The organism is Domibacillus antri (assembly GCF_001936625.1).
Lineage (GTDB): Bacteria > Bacillota > Bacilli > Bacillales > Domibacillaceae > Domibacillus > Domibacillus antri.
The window spans coordinates 1-16,260 of the sequence record NZ_MSDU01000061.1 but is presented as its reverse complement, the minus strand read 5'-3'; the positions used below and the strand labels follow the sequence as shown (position 1 = coordinate 16,260).

The window sequence follows — 16,260 nt, the reverse complement described above, 5'->3', positions numbered from 1 at the left end:
TAAAGTCTTTATCAAAGGTTCTTCCCATCATTGACACTCCTTCTGATTCGTCTTTTTATTATAACGTCTCAATTCGGTGTGTCAATTAAACATACTAGCATCAAGCGGAAGCAAGAAGACGGAATTAATGAATTTGACACTTCTCTCAAGATGGAGAACACTAAGAAGGTTGTTGACTATGTGTTTGAATACTTCAACCAGTATCTATCGGAAAACGCTATTGGCGAACGGACCACTCTTCAAAATGAAAAAATGCAAAAGCTACAAAAACAACTATCCGATTATAGTGAAAACGTTCAGCAATGGTTACTGCAAATTTATGAAGATTATGATAAACAAATACACCGTTCTATCATAAGTCAATTAAAGAAAGAAGAACTGTTTCTGTTGTATTTTCAAGACAGCGATTTCCGTAGCTGTTCTTATGAAATTTATGCGAATTTAGTGAAGCGAAATCCATTTTTAAAAGGGCAAACTGAGTACCTCTTTGCCTTTATTAAAGACCATCATAGAATCAAAAGCGAAGAACATGCTATTTCAAAGTACCCTTTTATCTCGGAGGAAATAAATAATTGGGTAGAGAATACCCAAGAGAAATATTCTGTGAATTTATTCCTGTTTGCATCTGAATATGCAGAACGCTTCTACGATGACTCATCCTTGTGGCCAGTCAGACATCGAAAGAAGAGTAAGGAAGGGTATTTAGATTACGAATATGATTACAAACAGAAGGCAAATTTATTTAATATCAACACCTTATATACGAGGATTTCGGATAGACCATTTATGCGGAAAAAGAAACAGATGCTTGAAGTATTACTCATGTACGTTTGGCTTCATTCGATAGATTCTGATAAAGACAATTATTGGGAAGAGTATTGCAGTAAAGTAATCAAGAGTAAAGATTGATAGCAGTGTGCAACTTAAAGTTCTGAGGTGAGAAAAAGTGGACTTGAATATATTAATATCAACAATTGTGACCGCCACAGCGGCTCTGGTTGCCATAATAGGCAGTTTTTGGTGAGTAGAGTCCATAACTATGGCGAGTGAAAGAAAAGGCATTGAGAGGCGAATGAGAGAGCTTAAAAACGATTTATCTGCAAAGCAAAAGATGTATAAAAATGCTGAATTGATTCTATTAGATGAGGATGCTGACGACTTTATTATAGATAATTTAGAAGACCTGATTTCAAAAGAAAAAACTGTTGCTGAAATTATAGAGCACGATGCGTATAACCATCGTTCAATTGAGGAGCTTAAACCTTACCTTGAAGAACTTGAACAAATAATCTGTGAGGTCGAGGAGATGATTTCAGGTTATTACCGTGAAGACATTCCGAACGATTTTAAGGAATTTCTTGAAGAGAGTGGTGTCAAAGTATCATTGGCACCGAAAATAGGTTTATACGAAAGCGTTTATTATTTTTTGAAGCGTTCGTTGCCAGAACGACCAGTTAATCCATTAATGGCGAGCATAAGTTTTCCAGATGATGCTTTCTTAATAAGACCAGATTTGTTGTCTTCGGCTGGACCAGATAGCATACAAGCGTATAGAGAGAAGCGAAAAAATCGAGATATGTTAAGAGATGAAGTGACGATTTTAAGTTTGCAACTGGAAGAGCAACAAAAGATATTAGAGGATTATGCAAAGCCAAGTGGATTTTATGGAGGATTGCTGGTACTCTTTTACGCTTCAATAGTTGGAGTTGCGTACCCAACAACATTGCTCCCGTATCCCAGCAATTACTATGATGACGTTGCAACCAAATGGTTACTTATTACGCTATTTATAAGTCAGTTAGTAGCCCTATTCGTTTACCTTACAATTGAGATTTATAAGATGAAGAAACAAAGAAGATATTTAGAGCAGCATTGGAAAAGTATTATTTAACATCACTAGTGTTGCATTAATTTAGTTTCACTATTAAAAATACTCAAAATGTTCACTAATTTATTTTTGTGCAAAGAAAAAGTCCTTTATAATGGATAAGTCAGGTGGTAACCCGTCCAAATCCACTAAAAAAGGACCTACGCATGGACAAGATTACACGAAAAACTTCATTTGGACAATGGTTTTCACCAATAAATTTTCAATTATTTGAAGAACAGGTGAAAACGAAAAAATTAGATTACTATACGAAAAAATTAACGACAGAGTCATTTCTAAAATTACTACTTTTTGCGCAGCTACAAGAAGTCGAAAGTCTCCATGCGCTGGGCGATTGTCTTTTCAATGACCAACTTCAAAAAGGGATTGACCTTGAATCTATCAATATTTCTCAGCTGTCACGGCGAATAAATGGTCTGAACCCAGAACTATTTCAATGTCTTTTCCTTGATCTAGTGGCACAAATTCATGCCAAGACGCACTATACAAAACTTGTCATGCCCTTAAAAATCATCGATTCCAGTACATTGCCACTTAATTTGACCAATCATAAATGGGCTAAGTTCCGCAAAACAAAAGCAGGTGTAAAGTTGCATTTGCGCCTTGTGTTTATGGAAAAGGGTGCATCTTATCCTGAAAAGGTTGTGATAACAACGGCAAAAGAACATGACCGTGGCTATCTCGATTACGAGCGCTTTGACCGCATGACCGATGATGGCTACTTTTTTCTTTCAAGGCTACGGAAAAACGCTGTCATACGGGAAGTTTACGACTTTAAACTACCCAACGATTCAACTGTTCTATCAGATCAAATGGTGCTGATTGGCACGACACAGAATCGTGCAGAAAATTACTTTCGCCTATTAAAAGTCATGGATTCAAAAGGAAATGAACTTCAATTAATTACCAATCGTTTTGATTTGAGCGCCGAAGAAAATTCTGAGATGTATAAATCACGTTGGGCAATCGGATTGTTTTTCAAATGGATAAAGCAGCATCTCAGCATTAAAAAGTTCTACGGTCAAAGCGAATGGGCGATTCAAAATCAAGTGTTTATCGGTATTATTGTTTTTTGCCTACATGTTCTCATGCAAATAGAGACAAAAAGTAAACGAAAAACCTTACAAATTAGCCGTTATTTAAGGGCTGCATTGTGGAAACCAGCGCATATCTTGCTTAGGAAAATTGAAGGAAAAGCCATTCCATAATGATCGAACTGTCGATGTTACACCAGTCTAATTGTGAATAAATTTCCAAATGGATGGAGCCACCTTTAGTTGGGTATTTACCTTTTTGGCTCTCAACAAGGAAAATGATAAAACTGAAAATTCAGATGTTATTTATGCAACACTAGTGGCTTTCTTCCATTTTGTTTTTCTTTGCCATAGCGGTTTTCGGCATTAACTATCAGAGAAGTAAACGAAAATAAAAAAGATGTACCGTTTTAGCCCGCTGGATATAATAGTTCAAAGGGCATTTGGCGATAGACTACAGCCTTGTTCATCATCAATGAATGAATCATTCCCGCTGTCTGATCACCTGGAAATTCTATCAGAAAGAGATATGACTAATTCAAAATTCGAGGAGAAAAACAATGATTAATAAAGTCGGAAAAATCACCGTATATGTGAACGATCAAGAACAGGCAAAAGATTTTTGGTTAAATAAAATGAATTTCGTTTTAAAATTTGAACAGCCAATAGGGCCAAATGCCGCTTGGATCGAAGTCGGTCCCAGTGAAGATGAATTCACCACGCTGGTTCTGTATTCGAAGCCGTTGATGGAAAAGCAAAAACCCTCTAAGGTTTCACATCCAAACATTCTTTTCAGCACAACAGATATAGAATCAGCTTATGAAAAAATGAAACAAAATGGTGTGGAAGTGGAAGAAATGTTAAAGATGCCATTCGGGACGATGTTCACATTTAAAGATCAGGATGGCAATGAATATATATTAAGAGAAGATAAGTAGGCAAATATTTGCGAACGAAAGAAAACGAAACAACAGAGGAGGAAGAACTTATGTCAAAAACTCATTATTTCCCAAAAGATATTGTACATTATGCATGGAGTGTAAACAATGAACCTGCGTTAACGATTCAAAGCGGGGATACCGTGATTTTTGAAACGAGAGAAGTGACAGATGGACAATTCACGATTGATTCGACCACAGAAGCAATCGCCGGACTTGACTGGACGCGTGTCTATCCGCTGGCAGGACCAGTGTATATAGAGGGAGCGGAACCGGGAGATACGCTGGCGGTTGAAATTCTGGATATAAAAACAAAAGGCTGGGGATGGACGGCCGTTCTTCCTGGACTTGGGTTATTACCGGAGGAATTTCCGGATGCGTATCTTCGTACATTTGATTTGTCGGACGGCGAGTATATTCATTTCAGAGAGGATATTAAAGTGCCGATTGAACCGTTTTTAGGAACAATGGGTGTTTGTCCTAAGGATGCGGATAATGTTCCGATCATGCCTCCCGGAACATTTGGCGGAAACATGGATACAAGGCAGCTTATGATCGGAACGACACTGTATCTTCCTGTACAGGAAGCCGGTGCGCTTTTTAGCTGCGGTGACGGCCATGCTGCTCAAGGAGATGGGGAAGTCTGTGTGTCAGCTTTGGAATGTCCGATGACGTCAAAACTGAAATTTACGTTAATAAAAGGAAAGTCGATTCCAGCTCCGCAATTTCAAACAAAAGGCGCGTTAACACCGAAAGTCAATCATGCTGGTTTTTATGGGACTACAGGTGTCGGGGGAGATCTGTTTAAAGCGTCTCAAGATGCTCTTCGCGGGATGGTGGATTATATTGCGGATACATACAATATGTCCAAATTGGATGCCTACCTGCTTTCTAGTCTATGTGTTGACCTTAAAATTTCAGAAATTGTTGACGCTGGACATTATGTTGTAAGTGCGGTTCTCCCGCTGGCGATATTTGAACAGTAATAGACAGGGTGAGAAGCCGGAAAATCAGAACGTGTAGATAAGCGTTGTGCCGTGATTTGTAAAAGGAAAGGCCGGATTCTGAACATTTTGGCCGATTTATTGATAGGAAAACCGGCCCAAAATCAGAAAATCCGGCCATAGAAACGAAAAGAAAGAGACTGTCTCCATGATCTTTTGAGACAGCCCCTAATTACTGGTAAAGGGAACGTTAAAAAAACAGCTGCGATTAATCCAGCTTAAATCGCGAAACGGATTCTTGAAGTGTTTCTGCCAGTATCGCCAAATTTTGAGCGTTGGCGGATACTTCTTCAATTGTGGCTGCATTTTCTTCTGTGCCGGCATTCACCTGTTGAGAAGCAGCTGCACTTGCTTCAGCTATTTTTTGTACATGATCAACTGCCTGGACAATGCGGACAATGAATGTATCCAAGTTTTGAATCGATGATGACATTTCCTCTACATTATGAGTGACTTGGCCGACGGAGCCTTCAATTTCTGCAAAAGCGCCATTTGCTTCTTGCGTAAACAATAATCCTTCTTCGACGTCATTGTTTTGCTGTTTTATGGATGTGACAGCTTGATGTGTCTCTGACTGAATCAGCGCTATCATTTGTGTGATTTGCTGAGCGGATTTTTTGGATTCTTCCGCCAGCTTGCGCACTTCCTCAGCTACGACCGCGAACCCTTTGCCGTTTTCGCCAGCTCTGGCTGCTTCAATGGCCGCGTTCAATGCAAGAAGGTTTGTTTGCTCGGCGATTTCGGTAATGAAACCGACGATGTTTTGAATTTCGTTTGAACGGTTTCCGAGAGAGCGGATGACCTCTGCCGTATGCGAAGCGGAATCGGTAATTTTGTTCATTTGCTGAAGCACTTTATGAATGGAAGCAGCGCCTTCTTTTGTCATGGAATTTGTTGTTTCGGTTGATTGAAGCATCTCTTCATTGTTAAGTGTTATCTGATCCATTCCTTTCGCCATTTCTTGCATAGAAGATTGAACGTCGTTAAAATAATGAAGCTGCTGTTCCATTCCTTCTGCTGTTTGTTGAATGAGCCGGGCGATTCCTTCACTGGCGGAGCGGCTTTCTTGTGAGCCGGCATTTAGCTGCTCACTGCTGACCGCTACTTGTGCAGACGATTCACGCACGTCCGATATGACGGGTTTTAAGTCACGGATCATTTGGTTAAAGGCATTTCCTAAATCTCTCATTTCATCACGGGATTTGATATTCACTTCTTGAACCCGCAAATCTCCTGAAGCCACTTGTTTCATAGAAAAAACCAATGTTTGGATCGGTTTTGCAATTTGACGGCTGATCCATAAAGCGGTTCCAATGCCGATAACGATAGCGGCAATCATGATGAATAAAGAAGCGAGCTGGACTTGTGCGACATGCTTTGTGGCATCTTCTGAACTCTGAACCATATTATCCATCTGTAATTTTTCTAAATCCTGAAGAGATTTCGTAAGTTCTTCGGTTACACCGGGAGCAGAAGAGTTCATGATGTTTAAATAACCATTTTCATCCCCAATGTTTTTTAAATCAAGCGCCTCGTTTATCAGCTTCTGATATTCAGCCTTCAACGTTTCAATTCGCTCAATGGTTGCTTTACCTTCATTTGTATTAGCAGATGCTTTGAGCGGCTGCAGCATGCTTTCAAAATTCCGGACCGATTCACCATATCGTTTTATGTATGTTTGATCCTCGGAAATAAGAAATTCACGTATGTACAGCGTTTGATTCGTGATTTCTTGCTTCATGTCTTTCGCTGAAATAAGATTCGTCACCCGTTCCTCCATCAATTCTTTGTATCGTTCATTGATGTTTGCCAGCTGATAGTTTCCGATCCCGCCGATGATTCCAAGAAGAACCAAAATAATGAAAAATCCGCCTAAAAGTTTATTGCGCACCGTTAATTTCATCTTTTACCCCCTGAACAAAAGTTAATTAGAATATTTTGACCATTATGACATAATAGCTGTAGTAAGAAAATCACAAATCATAAAGAGGCACATATTTTTATCGGGCAGTTATTCATGCCGAAATGAAGGTCTTGCTATTTAAAATGACGAGTAAACCAAAATAACTTTCTTTATTAAGGGGATGCCTCATGAACGATTGAGACATCCCCTTCTTCATTTCTACAGCCGGATTTTTTGATTTTGGGCCGGTTTTCGTGTTCTTTTGGCCGGATTCTCCATGGATTCGGCCTTCCATCCGGCAGCTTCTTACATTTTTTCTTCTCCTATTCTAAATCAAGCTGTTCGGAAATTAACCGGCTGTACATTTTCATTTCACGTAAATAAATCTGAATTTGAGCGGGAGAGAGAATCTTTTTCGGGCCTGTCACGCTGATGGCTGCGACAATTTGATTGGTTATTTCGTCAAATACGGGCACGGCCAGTGCGCACATTCCCACCTTGAATTCTTCTTTTGAAAAGGCGTAGCCGTTTTCTTTAATGGCCGCCAGTTCGGATAACAGTACTTCCGGTTTTGTTAGTGTGTTTGGAGTGAATGATTTAAAGCCGATGGAACATAAGCGTTCGATTTCTTTCTCGCTTTGATACGCAAGGAGCACCTTTCCGGCGGCAGTGGCATTTGCCGGCACCCGCTTGCCCATTCGGTTAAAGGTTCTCGTTTCTCTTTTTTCAGGAAGTTTAAGCAGGTGAATGACCGTTCCGCGGTCATAGACCACTAACTGGATGACAACGGGCAATTTTAAATGCATTTTTTGCAATAAGGGAAGAGCAACTTGACACACTTGTATGTCATTATAAACCACACAGCCAATTTCAAAAGCGGTCAGCCCAAGATGGTATTTTTTCGTCTCCGGGTTTTGCTGAATGATATGTTCCGCACATAAGGTTTGTAACACACGGTAAATAGAGCTTTTGGATATTCCCAGACGCTCATTTAATTCTGTAATCCCAAGCTCAGGCTCATCTAACGAAAATTGACGCATTACTCTTATCGCATTCTGTACAGAAGAGAGCAATTCCGGTCCTGGCATGTTGGTCATCCCCCTCAAAAAAAATTTTTTCGTTTTTCGCTATACGAAAAACCCTTCTTTTTGGCGCATTTCAGTTATTGTACAATTCGTAATATATTGAAAAAATAGAATTTTTTCAATAATTTTTTTTAAACAAGGAGGAGAGTGGTTGACTACATCCGTTAAGCCAATTATTGCGATAACTGTTGGTGATGTTTCGGGGATTGGACCAGAGATTGCTTTAAAAGCGCTGCTTGATCCGCACACGTATGACTGTAGCCGCCCTTTACTTGTAGGGGATGCGAATGTTCTGTCACATTGTATTGCCAAGTTCAATTTGCCGTTGAAGCTTAACCTGATTAACCGGGTAAGCGACGCCGCTTTTTCTCATGGGCAGGTTGATTTAATCGACCTGGCTAATATTGAGATGAGCCGATTTTCTTTTGGGGAAGGCGATGCAATGACAGGCAGTGCCATGATTGATTATACGAAAAAAGCGGTTATGCTGGCGCTGCAAGGTGAGGTGCATGCGGTTATCGGCGGTCCGCATACAAAATCTTCTGTCGAAAAGGCGGGAATAGAGTTTGATGGTTATCCCGGTCTGGTTGCCAAATTGACCGGTACAAAAGAAGAAGAGGCTTTTCTGATGCTCGTTTCCGGGAATTTACGCGTTGTGAACACAACATTGCATGTTTCCTTAAAACAAGCACTGGAATTAGTAAAAAAGCCGCTCGTTGAAAAAGCGATCCGGGCAGCCGATTCAGCCGGCAAAGCATTAGGAATGTCTTCTCCATCAATCGCGGTAGCCGGATTAAACCCTCATGCGGGTGAAGGCGGACTATTCGGTGAAGAAGAACAGAACGAAATTACGCCGGCAATAGAGGGCGTGCTGGAAGATGGCATTCAGGCTGCAGGGCCGTTTCCTGCTGATACCCTGTTTGCCGAATTCGGAAAACAAGATATATACGTGGCGATGTATCATGATCAAGCTCATGTGCCGATTAAAATGAAAGCGCTTAAAAACATAGCGGCTTTAACAATTGGTACGCCCGTGCTTTTTGCATCTGTTGGCCATGGAAGCGCCCCCGATATTGCTGGGAAAGGGATCGCTGAACCTGCAAGTGTCATTCAAACAATCGAGCTTCTCAGTTCAATTAACGTAAAAAATCAATTAATCAATAGCTGAAGAGGGGAGTTTTTATAGATGAGTATTTCGAAAAAGAGCGCAGAAACGTTAACATGGCCTGAAAAAGGGGAAAGCCGGATTCCGTATCAAGTCTATATGGATGAAAATATTTATGAAGGTGAAATGGATAAGATTTTCCGCGGCTCCACATGGAATTATCTTGGTTTGGAAGTGGAAATACCGAATCCGGGCGACTATAAAACGACCTATGTCGGGGATACGCCTGTCGTGGTCACACGCGATTCAAACGGCGAAATCAGATCTTTCGTCAATCGCTGTGCCCATAGGGGTGCAACAGTTTGTATGGACTCATGCGGAAACACGAAGACATTCACATGCGTGTATCATGCCTGGGTGTATGATGCGCAAGGTGATTTAAAAGGTGTGCCTTTTAAAAAGGGCGTAAATGGTCAGGGGGGCATGCCGGAAGGATTTGATCAAAGTAAGCTTTCGCTTCAGAAAATAAAAGTGGAAACGTATTCGGGTATTATATTCGGCACGTTTGATCATAGTATGGAGCCCTTGCAAACGTATTTAGGCGACAAAATGTGCGGCTATTTAAATCGGATTTTCCAAAAGCCTGTTAAAGTTTTGGGCTATCAGCGTCAGTTGATGAATAACAATTGGAAGCTATACTTTGAAAACGTGAAAGATTCTTATCATGCCAGCTTACTGCATTTATTCTTTTCTACATTTGGAGTAAACCGTCTGTCGCAAAAAGGCGGGATTGATTTGGATGAAACAGGACGCCACCACGTCAGTTATACGTATGGCAGTTTAAATGAAGATCTGGAAGCTTATAAGCAGTCGGATTTGAGATCGTTTTCATCAAAATATACTTTAGAAGATCCGTCATTGCTGGTCGGCCGGAATGAATTCCCGGATGGGATTACGCTCGCTATCCAATCATTATTTCCGGGAATGGTTGTCCAGCAGATTCACAATGCGTTAGCGGTCCGCCATTTAGTACCGAAAGGCATTGATTCCTGTGAATTGATTTGGACGTATTTAGGCTTTGAAGATGATGACGAAGAAATGACAAAAATTCGGCTTAAGCAGTCTAATTTAGTGGGACCGGCAGGCTTCGTATCATTAGAAGACGGCGGTATTGGCGAATTGGTACAAAAGGGAATTGTCGGCGCGCCGCATGAGGAGTCCTTTGTTGAAATGGGCGGCACGGGCATTGAGAGTCAATCGTTCCGCGTTACGGAAACATCCATCCGCGGTTTTTGGAAGCATTATCGCCACTTAATGGGTTATTGATGAAAAAGATGGGGGGAAGAAGGAATGGAAATGCAACAAATCAGTGATCTTAGAGAAGTCCAATTGAAGATTGAAGAATTGACGCATGCTTATGTACAGTGCATTGATGATAATCGTTTAGAGGAGTGGCCGGAATTTTTCACCGACGACTGCCTGTATCAAATCATTTCACGTGAAAACAATGAGCGGAACTTTCCTGCCTCTATCATTTACTGTGACAGCAAAGGGATGCTGAAGGATCGTGTGACAGCTCATCGGCAAGCCAATATTTTTGAAGCGCATGTTTACCGGCACATTGTCAGCAGCATCAGAATTGTGGGCTGTGAAAATGATACGTACACGGTCCACGCAAATTATGCCGTATTCCAAACAAGAGTGAACGGTTACTCAGAAGTGTACAATGTTGGAAAATACATCGACAAGATCGTTTTTGAAGGGGACCAGCCTAAGTTCAAAGAGAAAAAAGTGGTTTACGACACACTCGTGATCCCGACATTGCTTGTCACGCCTATTTAAAATGAACAGCTTAAAAAGTGAAGGAAAGGAGAAAGGGAAATCGATGATTTCCCTTTCTGATTATGAATCGTTGGGCATGCAGCATTTGCTGATCCGCATAAAATCAACGATCTTCACCTTGTCGGTTGGTCTATTTTTGATCTTTCAGCTTGTACCATTTGCGGAGCTGGGAGTATTATTGTCGATCTTTTCGATGATCGCGATCGCTCTGTCGCTGCTATCGTGTACGTTCTTTACAAGGCTGATGTCTATTGTCTTTTTATTTTTAGGAACGCTGATGGTTGTGAGGAAGGGAATCGATTTTTCCTACTATGTGCAGTTGTATGGGGACATGCTGTATCTACTTGCCTTGTTTTCCATTGTCCCTTTATTGTCTCTGCCGATACAGGCAGGCGGGCACAGAGAGGCATTTAAACAACTATTTCAAGGAAGAATTCATTCCTCTTCCCACTTATATAGAACCATTACAGGGTTATCCTACTTTCTTGGCAGCTTTTTAAATATGGCGGCTGTTCCAATTACACATGCCAGTGTAAAAAGCACGGTGGATGCTTGGCCGATTGAAAAGCCGGACCGCTTTCTCGCCGGCAGTATTATTCAGGGATATTCTTTGCCGATCATGTGGACGCCTTTATCCGGTATTCTGGGCGTCGTTCTTCATGTGACCAAAGTGGAATGGCTGCATATCTTTCCAATACTGTTATGTATCAGTTTAGTATCGCTTGGTTTTAACTGGATTATTTTCACTTTGGTGGAACGAGTCAAACAATCCGGCGTTGCTCCAAAAGAGACTGCGGCGGCTGAAGCTTCTCCTCTTTTTTACGGGAAGATATCCCAAATTGTTCTTGCGATCATTTTACTGTTGTTTTTAATTGTCGGCACAGACGCTGTTTTTTCATTGGGCTTAGTGGTGAGCGTAACACTTTTAACCCTTCCGTTCGCCTGGATATGGTGTCTTTTATTAAGAAAAAATACTGAATTTTTGCCGGGTGTAAAGCATCATTTTACTCATAAAATAGCGGACATGAGTGATTCATTTGCGATTTTTCTCAGTGCCGGTTTTTTTGTTCAGGCGCTCCACTATTCAGGTCAGGATCGTCTGGTGAACCAGTTGTTTGTTCAATTTAGTGAATTAGCGGGCGTACAACTCTTTTTGATCTCACTCCCGTTTCTTACGCTGCTTTTCTCGTTTATAGGGATGCACCCAATTGTGGTTGTGACTTTGCTGGCGCAATCATTGAAACCGGATGTTCTTGGCATAACGCCGGAGCAGATGGCGGTGGCGTTTTTGGGCGGTGCTGTTTTAACGTTTTACTTGGGGCCGTTCAGTGGAACGCTTGGTCTTATGTCCTCCATTATTAATGTGCGTCCGATGCGCATTGCCGGATGGAGCCTGTTATATGCGGCGGCCTTTTCACTTGTTTTAACAATCTCTGTTCTTTTCATTTAGTCTTACAATTGCGAAGGATATTATTCAAGGGGGTATGAAAATGAAAAAGATAACGTTTACAAGGCTGGCTATGCTGATTTTAGCAAGTATGTTAGGGTTAGCCGCCTGCGGGGATGCAAATCAAACAGCTTCAAATCAAAGCAATGCTTCTTCATCATCAAATGTTCTGCGTTTTTATGCAGCTCCTCAAACGGGATCTTGGTATCCGCTGGCTGTTGGTATTACGGAAACGATGAAAAAGAATATGCCCAGTCTGGAGCAAGTAAGTATTGAACCAGGGGGAGGGGTAGCGAATGTCGTTGCGATTCACGGCGGTCAGGGTGAAATCGGCTTTTCACAGGCGATGCCAACGGTTGATGGAATCGGCGGAAATCCTCCGTTTAAAGAAAAAATGGACAATGTACAATACGTGGCATCTCTATTTCCTCACATTACGCAAATTGTTGTACTGAAAGATTCAGGGATTAAATCCATTGAAGATCTCAAAGGAAAAACCATTAATGTCGGTCAAAAAGGACTGCTTACCGAAGAAGTGGCCCGGCGTATTTTGGAAGCGTATGACATGAGCTATGAAGATATGGGCAGTGTGCAAAATTTATCGTTTGCGGATGCGGTGGAGCAAATGAAGGATGGTCGGCTTGATTTAATGTTCTGGACAGTCCCGCTGCCATTTTCTGTTCTCACGGATTTAAGCCAGAGTAAAGATATGGAATTGCTCTCGCTTCCGGACGATAAAATTGAAAAGTTGACCGCGCAGAATAAAGGTTTGGTAGAAGCGACCATTCCGGCAGGCGTCTATAAAGGTGTAGATCACGAAGTCCAAACCATTCAGTCACCGCTTGTTGTTATAGCAAATAAAAATGCGTCAGAAGACCTTGTTTATGAATTTACAAAAACACTTCATGATCATTTAGAGGAATTTAAGAGCATCGATCCGGCGCTTGAAAGTGTAAATGCAGAAGATTTACCGGCGGATATCGGGGTGCCTTTTCATCCCGGTGCGGAAAAGTTTTATAAAGAGAAGCAATTGTTAAAATAAGATCGTTCGTAAACCTCAACGTATCCCGTTAACGTAAAATTTTGATTTTTACAAGGAGGGAACAAAAGATAAATGCTGAAATTAGGGAAAATTTTATTATACGGATTGAGTATTTTTCATTTGTACACAGGATTTTTCGGTAATTTTGAAACGTTTTTTCAAAGGTTTGTTCACTTATCATTTGTCATGTTGTTAATCTTTTTGTTATATCCATACAACTTTAAATCGAAAAAGCTTAACGGTGCTTTAAGCGGTTTAATGGTCATTCTCAGTGCGGCCAGTATGGGGTATCTCTATGTGAATTATGATTATATTATGACCGAACGTTTTCCAATGGTCAGCCCGCTGCTGCCGGCGGAGATGTTGTTAGGAACGATTTTTACATTGCTGATTTTGGAAGCGACACGAAAGGTAGCCGGTGCGGCCCTTTCTATTATCGCGCTCCTGTTCTTGCTCTACGGACTGGCCGGCTCCTTCTTACCCGGTATGCTGTCACATGCCGGATATAGCTGGGACAGCATCGTTGATTTAAACTATCTTGGAACAGAAGGCGCGTTTGGCATTCCTCTTGGAGCAAGCGCCACGTATATTGCGCTGTTTATTTTGTTCGGTTCGTTTCTCGCGAAGTCCGGGCTAGGTGATCTTTTAATGGATATCGCCATGGGCATAGCGGGACATGCCCGCGGGGGACCGGCTAAAGTATCCATTATCGGCAGCGCGCTGCACGGTATGCTCTCGGGGAGTGCGGTAGCCAATGTTATGACGGTCGGAACCTCCACTATACCGTTGATGAAAAAAATCGGCTATAAAGCGAATTTTGCGGGGGGTGTGGAAGCGGCGGCCTCGGCGGGAAGCCAAATTATGCCGCCTGTCATGGGGATCGTGGCCTTCATTATGGCACAGTATACGGGTATTCCTTATATACAAATTGCCGGTTATGCGCTGCTGCCAGCCGTGCTGTATTTCTGGGGCATTGGAGTCATGGTACATTTGGAAGCGGTTAAACTAGGGTTAACAGGTGTTCCTAAGAAAGAATTGCCGGACTGGAAAGCCAGTATAAAGAAAAGATGGCATCTTTTAATGCCGATTGTTATTCTGGTCGGCCTCCTTATGCTGGAATACAGCCCATCATATGCTGTTTCCTATTCCATTTTAAGCATATTAATCTTTGCCGCTTTTCGCAAAGAAACACGAATGAACTGGCGTTCTATTTTAGAAGCCTTGGAAGACGGGGCAAAAGGGATGCTGATGATCGGCGCGGCCACAGCAACGGCGGGCATCATTAGCGGGATGTTTGGTTTGACCGGATTAGGTGTACGGTTTACCGCGCTATTGGATGAGCTTTCCGGCGGACATCTCATTCTTGCCCTCCTATTAACGGCTGTCGCTTCATTTATTCTAGGAATGGGTCTTCCGCCATCGGCATCGTATATTGTGCAAGTTGCCATCACGATACCGGCGCTGGTAGGTATGCTGGAAGCAGACTCTTCGCCGGCTGTTGCGGATCATGCATTGCTTCTGGCTCACATGTTTGTCATGTATTTTGCTTCAATTGCGGTCATTACACCGCCGGATGCGCTGGCGTCCTTTGCGGCAGCGGCGATTGCAAAAACGAACCCGATGACCACTGCCCTGACAGCGACCAAACTCGCTTTTGTGGCTTATGTGATTCCGTTTATGTTTGTTCTTAATCCGGCTTACCTAATGATCGGGTCAATGTTTGACAAGATCCTTGCTGTCATTACCGGTTTTTTAGGTGTAGTTGCTTTTGGAATCGCTTTCCAAGGATTCTTGGAACGAAAATTAAGTTGGATGTTTCGTTTTTGGGCGTTAGCGGCAGGGGCGCTTATGTTATTACCTGACCCTATTTTAAATATCGTGGGGATTGCGGCGCTTATTATATTTTTTGCTGCTGCCAAACGTGCCAAACGGAATCGTATGACCCCGGTGACGAATTCGGAGAGAGAAAATACAGACAAGGTGATCTAAGCTGCAAAAAGGCAGATCAGCTGAGTGGCGGCATATAAGACTGGCTGCTTCTCTCATTTTCAAGATTAGGAAGAAAGCGGGGTTATTCATAATGTTAGTCGTATGTACGAACCATGTCAAAGATGGCCTGAAAAACTTTGATGTTCCTCATGTGAAAAAAGTTAAGAATGTAAAATCCCCCTGTTCTTTTTGTCAAAATAAAGCCGTTATCAAAATTTTCAACTCGATTCCTTCTCACAATGAGAAGAGAAAATTAGAGCTGCAAAGATAAATCTGGATGATTAAACAACGATTTTAAAGGGGGCTGTCTCAAAAGCCTCTTAAATGAAGAAAATCCGGCGGGTTCTTGAAAAGGACCCGCCGGATTTTTTCGTTTGCCGCCGTTTTGCCCCTGAAACTGGCGGTTCACCTGCGCCTGTTTCAGGAAATTGTGGGCCATGGCGGCGATCCACATCATTGGCAGTTGCTCCCGCAGGGACTTGGCGATATCCCGGCAGGAATACAGCTTTTGTGTGTAGGCGTACACAATAATCTTTGTCATCATTTTGGGATGGTAAGGAGGCCGGCCGCCTCCTTTGTAAGCCTGGAAAAAAAGTTCGTCATTCAGCTCGTCGATCATGCCGCTGACCACACGCACGACATGGTCCTCTGGAATCAATTCACTGTAGTCCATTGGAAGAATCAGCTGTCCCATGGTATAATCAATAAAAGTAGCCTTTGTGCATAAAAACAGGGCTGCCTCAAAAGTCAGTTTCCACTGACTTTTGGGACAGCCCCTTCTCATACTGTTGAAAAACAAATTAAGCAATGGACAAATTATGAAGATCTCGATAAAAATCCCTCGTTAACTATGTAAAGCGAGGGAATTTCCATGTATACAGTTTATTCCAGAAGAGAGATCGAAGAAAATCGAAAAGGCTATGAAATGATGTATGAGGCGTCGCCTCATTTAGTGAAAATTGATGGGGTTATGTACTGGGATG

At 42.0% G+C, this 16,260-nt stretch carries 13 protein-coding genes and 1 pseudogene; 11 read left to right on the top strand and 3 right to left on the bottom strand.

From position 1 onward, the window contains the following. The first annotated feature begins 180 nt into the window (after positions 1–180). From BTO30_RS15945 to BTO30_RS15925, 5 genes are all read left to right on the top strand, one after another. Positions 181–909 (top strand): hypothetical protein, encoded by a 729-nt coding sequence (locus BTO30_RS15945; protein ID WP_342743424.1) that lies wholly within the window; start codon positions 181–183, stop codon positions 907–909. A gap of 130 nt (positions 910–1,039) precedes the next feature. Beyond that, positions 1,040–1,891 carry a hypothetical protein gene (locus BTO30_RS15940; protein ID WP_075399681.1) on the top strand — a complete coding sequence of 284 codons (852 nt, stop codon included), beginning with the start codon at positions 1,040–1,042 and terminating at the stop codon, positions 1,889–1,891. Between the two features lie 143 nt (positions 1,892–2,034). After that, positions 2,035–3,096 (top strand): IS4 family transposase, encoded by a 1,062-nt coding sequence (locus BTO30_RS15935; RefSeq protein WP_075399680.1) that lies wholly within the window; start codon positions 2,035–2,037, stop codon positions 3,094–3,096. A gap of 386 nt (positions 3,097–3,482) precedes the next feature. Beyond that, positions 3,483–3,860: a VOC family protein gene (locus BTO30_RS15930; protein WP_075399679.1), complete on the top strand. Its 378-nt coding sequence runs from the start codon at positions 3,483–3,485 to the stop codon at positions 3,858–3,860. Between the two features lie 50 nt (positions 3,861–3,910). Continuing rightward, complete coding sequence (locus BTO30_RS15925) at positions 3,911–4,846, top strand: acetamidase/formamidase family protein (RefSeq protein WP_075399678.1); 936 nt, start codon at positions 3,911–3,913, stop codon at positions 4,844–4,846. A 226-nt stretch (positions 4,847–5,072) separates the two neighbouring features. Here the strand turns inward: BTO30_RS15925 and BTO30_RS15920 are convergent, their stop codons facing one another. Then, entirely contained in the window at positions 5,073–6,767 is a 1,695-nt protein-coding gene (locus BTO30_RS15920; protein ID WP_075399677.1) for a methyl-accepting chemotaxis protein, read from the bottom strand. Between the two features lie 323 nt (positions 6,768–7,090). After that, positions 7,091–7,855, bottom strand: a complete 765-nt coding sequence (locus BTO30_RS15910; protein ID WP_075399675.1) for an IclR family transcriptional regulator — start codon at positions 7,853–7,855, stop codon at positions 7,091–7,093. A gap of 148 nt (positions 7,856–8,003) precedes the next feature. Between BTO30_RS15910 and BTO30_RS15905 the strand changes: the two genes are divergently transcribed. The 6 genes from BTO30_RS15905 (at position 8,004) to BTO30_RS15880 (ending at position 15,277) form a co-directional block, all read left to right on the top strand. After that, entirely contained in the window at positions 8,004–9,020 is a 1,017-nt protein-coding gene (locus BTO30_RS15905; RefSeq protein ID WP_075399674.1) for a PdxA family dehydrogenase, read from the top strand. An 18-nt stretch (positions 9,021–9,038) separates the two neighbouring features. Further along, complete coding sequence (locus tag BTO30_RS15900) at positions 9,039–10,283, top strand: aromatic ring-hydroxylating dioxygenase subunit alpha (protein ID WP_075399673.1); 1,245 nt, start codon at positions 9,039–9,041, stop codon at positions 10,281–10,283. Between the two features lie 24 nt (positions 10,284–10,307). Continuing rightward, positions 10,308–10,799, top strand: coding sequence for an aromatic-ring-hydroxylating dioxygenase subunit beta (locus tag BTO30_RS15895; protein ID WP_245796537.1), 492 nt, complete (start codon positions 10,308–10,310; stop codon positions 10,797–10,799). Positions 10,800–10,842: 43 nt separating this feature from the next. Next, positions 10,843–12,249 (top strand): hypothetical protein, encoded by a 1,407-nt coding sequence (locus BTO30_RS15890; RefSeq protein ID WP_075399672.1) that lies wholly within the window; start codon positions 10,843–10,845, stop codon positions 12,247–12,249. 40 nt (positions 12,250–12,289) lie between these two features. Beyond that, positions 12,290–13,288 (top strand): TAXI family TRAP transporter solute-binding subunit, encoded by a 999-nt coding sequence (locus tag BTO30_RS15885; protein WP_075399671.1) that lies wholly within the window; start codon positions 12,290–12,292, stop codon positions 13,286–13,288. Between the two features lie 72 nt (positions 13,289–13,360). Next, positions 13,361–15,277, top strand: a complete 1,917-nt coding sequence (locus tag BTO30_RS15880; protein WP_075399670.1) for a TRAP transporter permease — start codon at positions 13,361–13,363, stop codon at positions 15,275–15,277. 439 nt (positions 15,278–15,716) lie between these two features. Here the strand turns inward: BTO30_RS15880 and BTO30_RS15875 are convergent. Continuing rightward, a pseudogene (locus BTO30_RS15875) lies at positions 15,717–15,971 on the bottom strand (transposase); the annotation flags it as partial. Between the last annotated feature and the right edge of the window lie 289 nt (positions 15,972–16,260).

What these genes read in the sequence shown, in the direction of transcription:
- BTO30_RS15940 (WP_075399681.1), top strand. Translation starts at nt 1,040, where the DNA reads ATGGCGAGTGAAAGAAAAGGCATTGAGAGGCGAATGAGAGAGCTTAAA.
- BTO30_RS15935 (WP_075399680.1), top strand. Translation starts at nt 2,035, where the DNA reads ATGGACAAGATTACACGAAAAACTTCATTTGGACAATGGTTTTCACCA.
- BTO30_RS15930 (WP_075399679.1), top strand. Translation starts at nt 3,483, where the DNA reads ATGATTAATAAAGTCGGAAAAATCACCGTATATGTGAACGATCAAGAA.
- BTO30_RS15925 (WP_075399678.1), top strand. Translation starts at nt 3,911, where the DNA reads ATGTCAAAAACTCATTATTTCCCAAAAGATATTGTACATTATGCATGG.
- BTO30_RS15920 (WP_075399677.1), bottom strand. Translation starts at nt 6,767, where the DNA reads ATGAAATTAACGGTGCGCAATAAACTTTTAGGCGGATTTTTCATTATT.
- BTO30_RS15910 (WP_075399675.1), bottom strand. Translation starts at nt 7,855, where the DNA reads ATGCCAGGACCGGAATTGCTCTCTTCTGTACAGAATGCGATAAGAGTA.
- BTO30_RS15900 (WP_075399673.1), top strand. Translation starts at nt 9,039, where the DNA reads ATGAGTATTTCGAAAAAGAGCGCAGAAACGTTAACATGGCCTGAAAAA.
- BTO30_RS15895 (WP_245796537.1), top strand. Translation starts at nt 10,308, where the DNA reads ATGGAAATGCAACAAATCAGTGATCTTAGAGAAGTCCAATTGAAGATT.
- BTO30_RS15890 (WP_075399672.1), top strand. Translation starts at nt 10,843, where the DNA reads ATGATTTCCCTTTCTGATTATGAATCGTTGGGCATGCAGCATTTGCTG.
- BTO30_RS15885 (WP_075399671.1), top strand. Translation starts at nt 12,290, where the DNA reads ATGAAAAAGATAACGTTTACAAGGCTGGCTATGCTGATTTTAGCAAGT.
- BTO30_RS15880 (WP_075399670.1), top strand. Translation starts at nt 13,361, where the DNA reads ATGCTGAAATTAGGGAAAATTTTATTATACGGATTGAGTATTTTTCAT.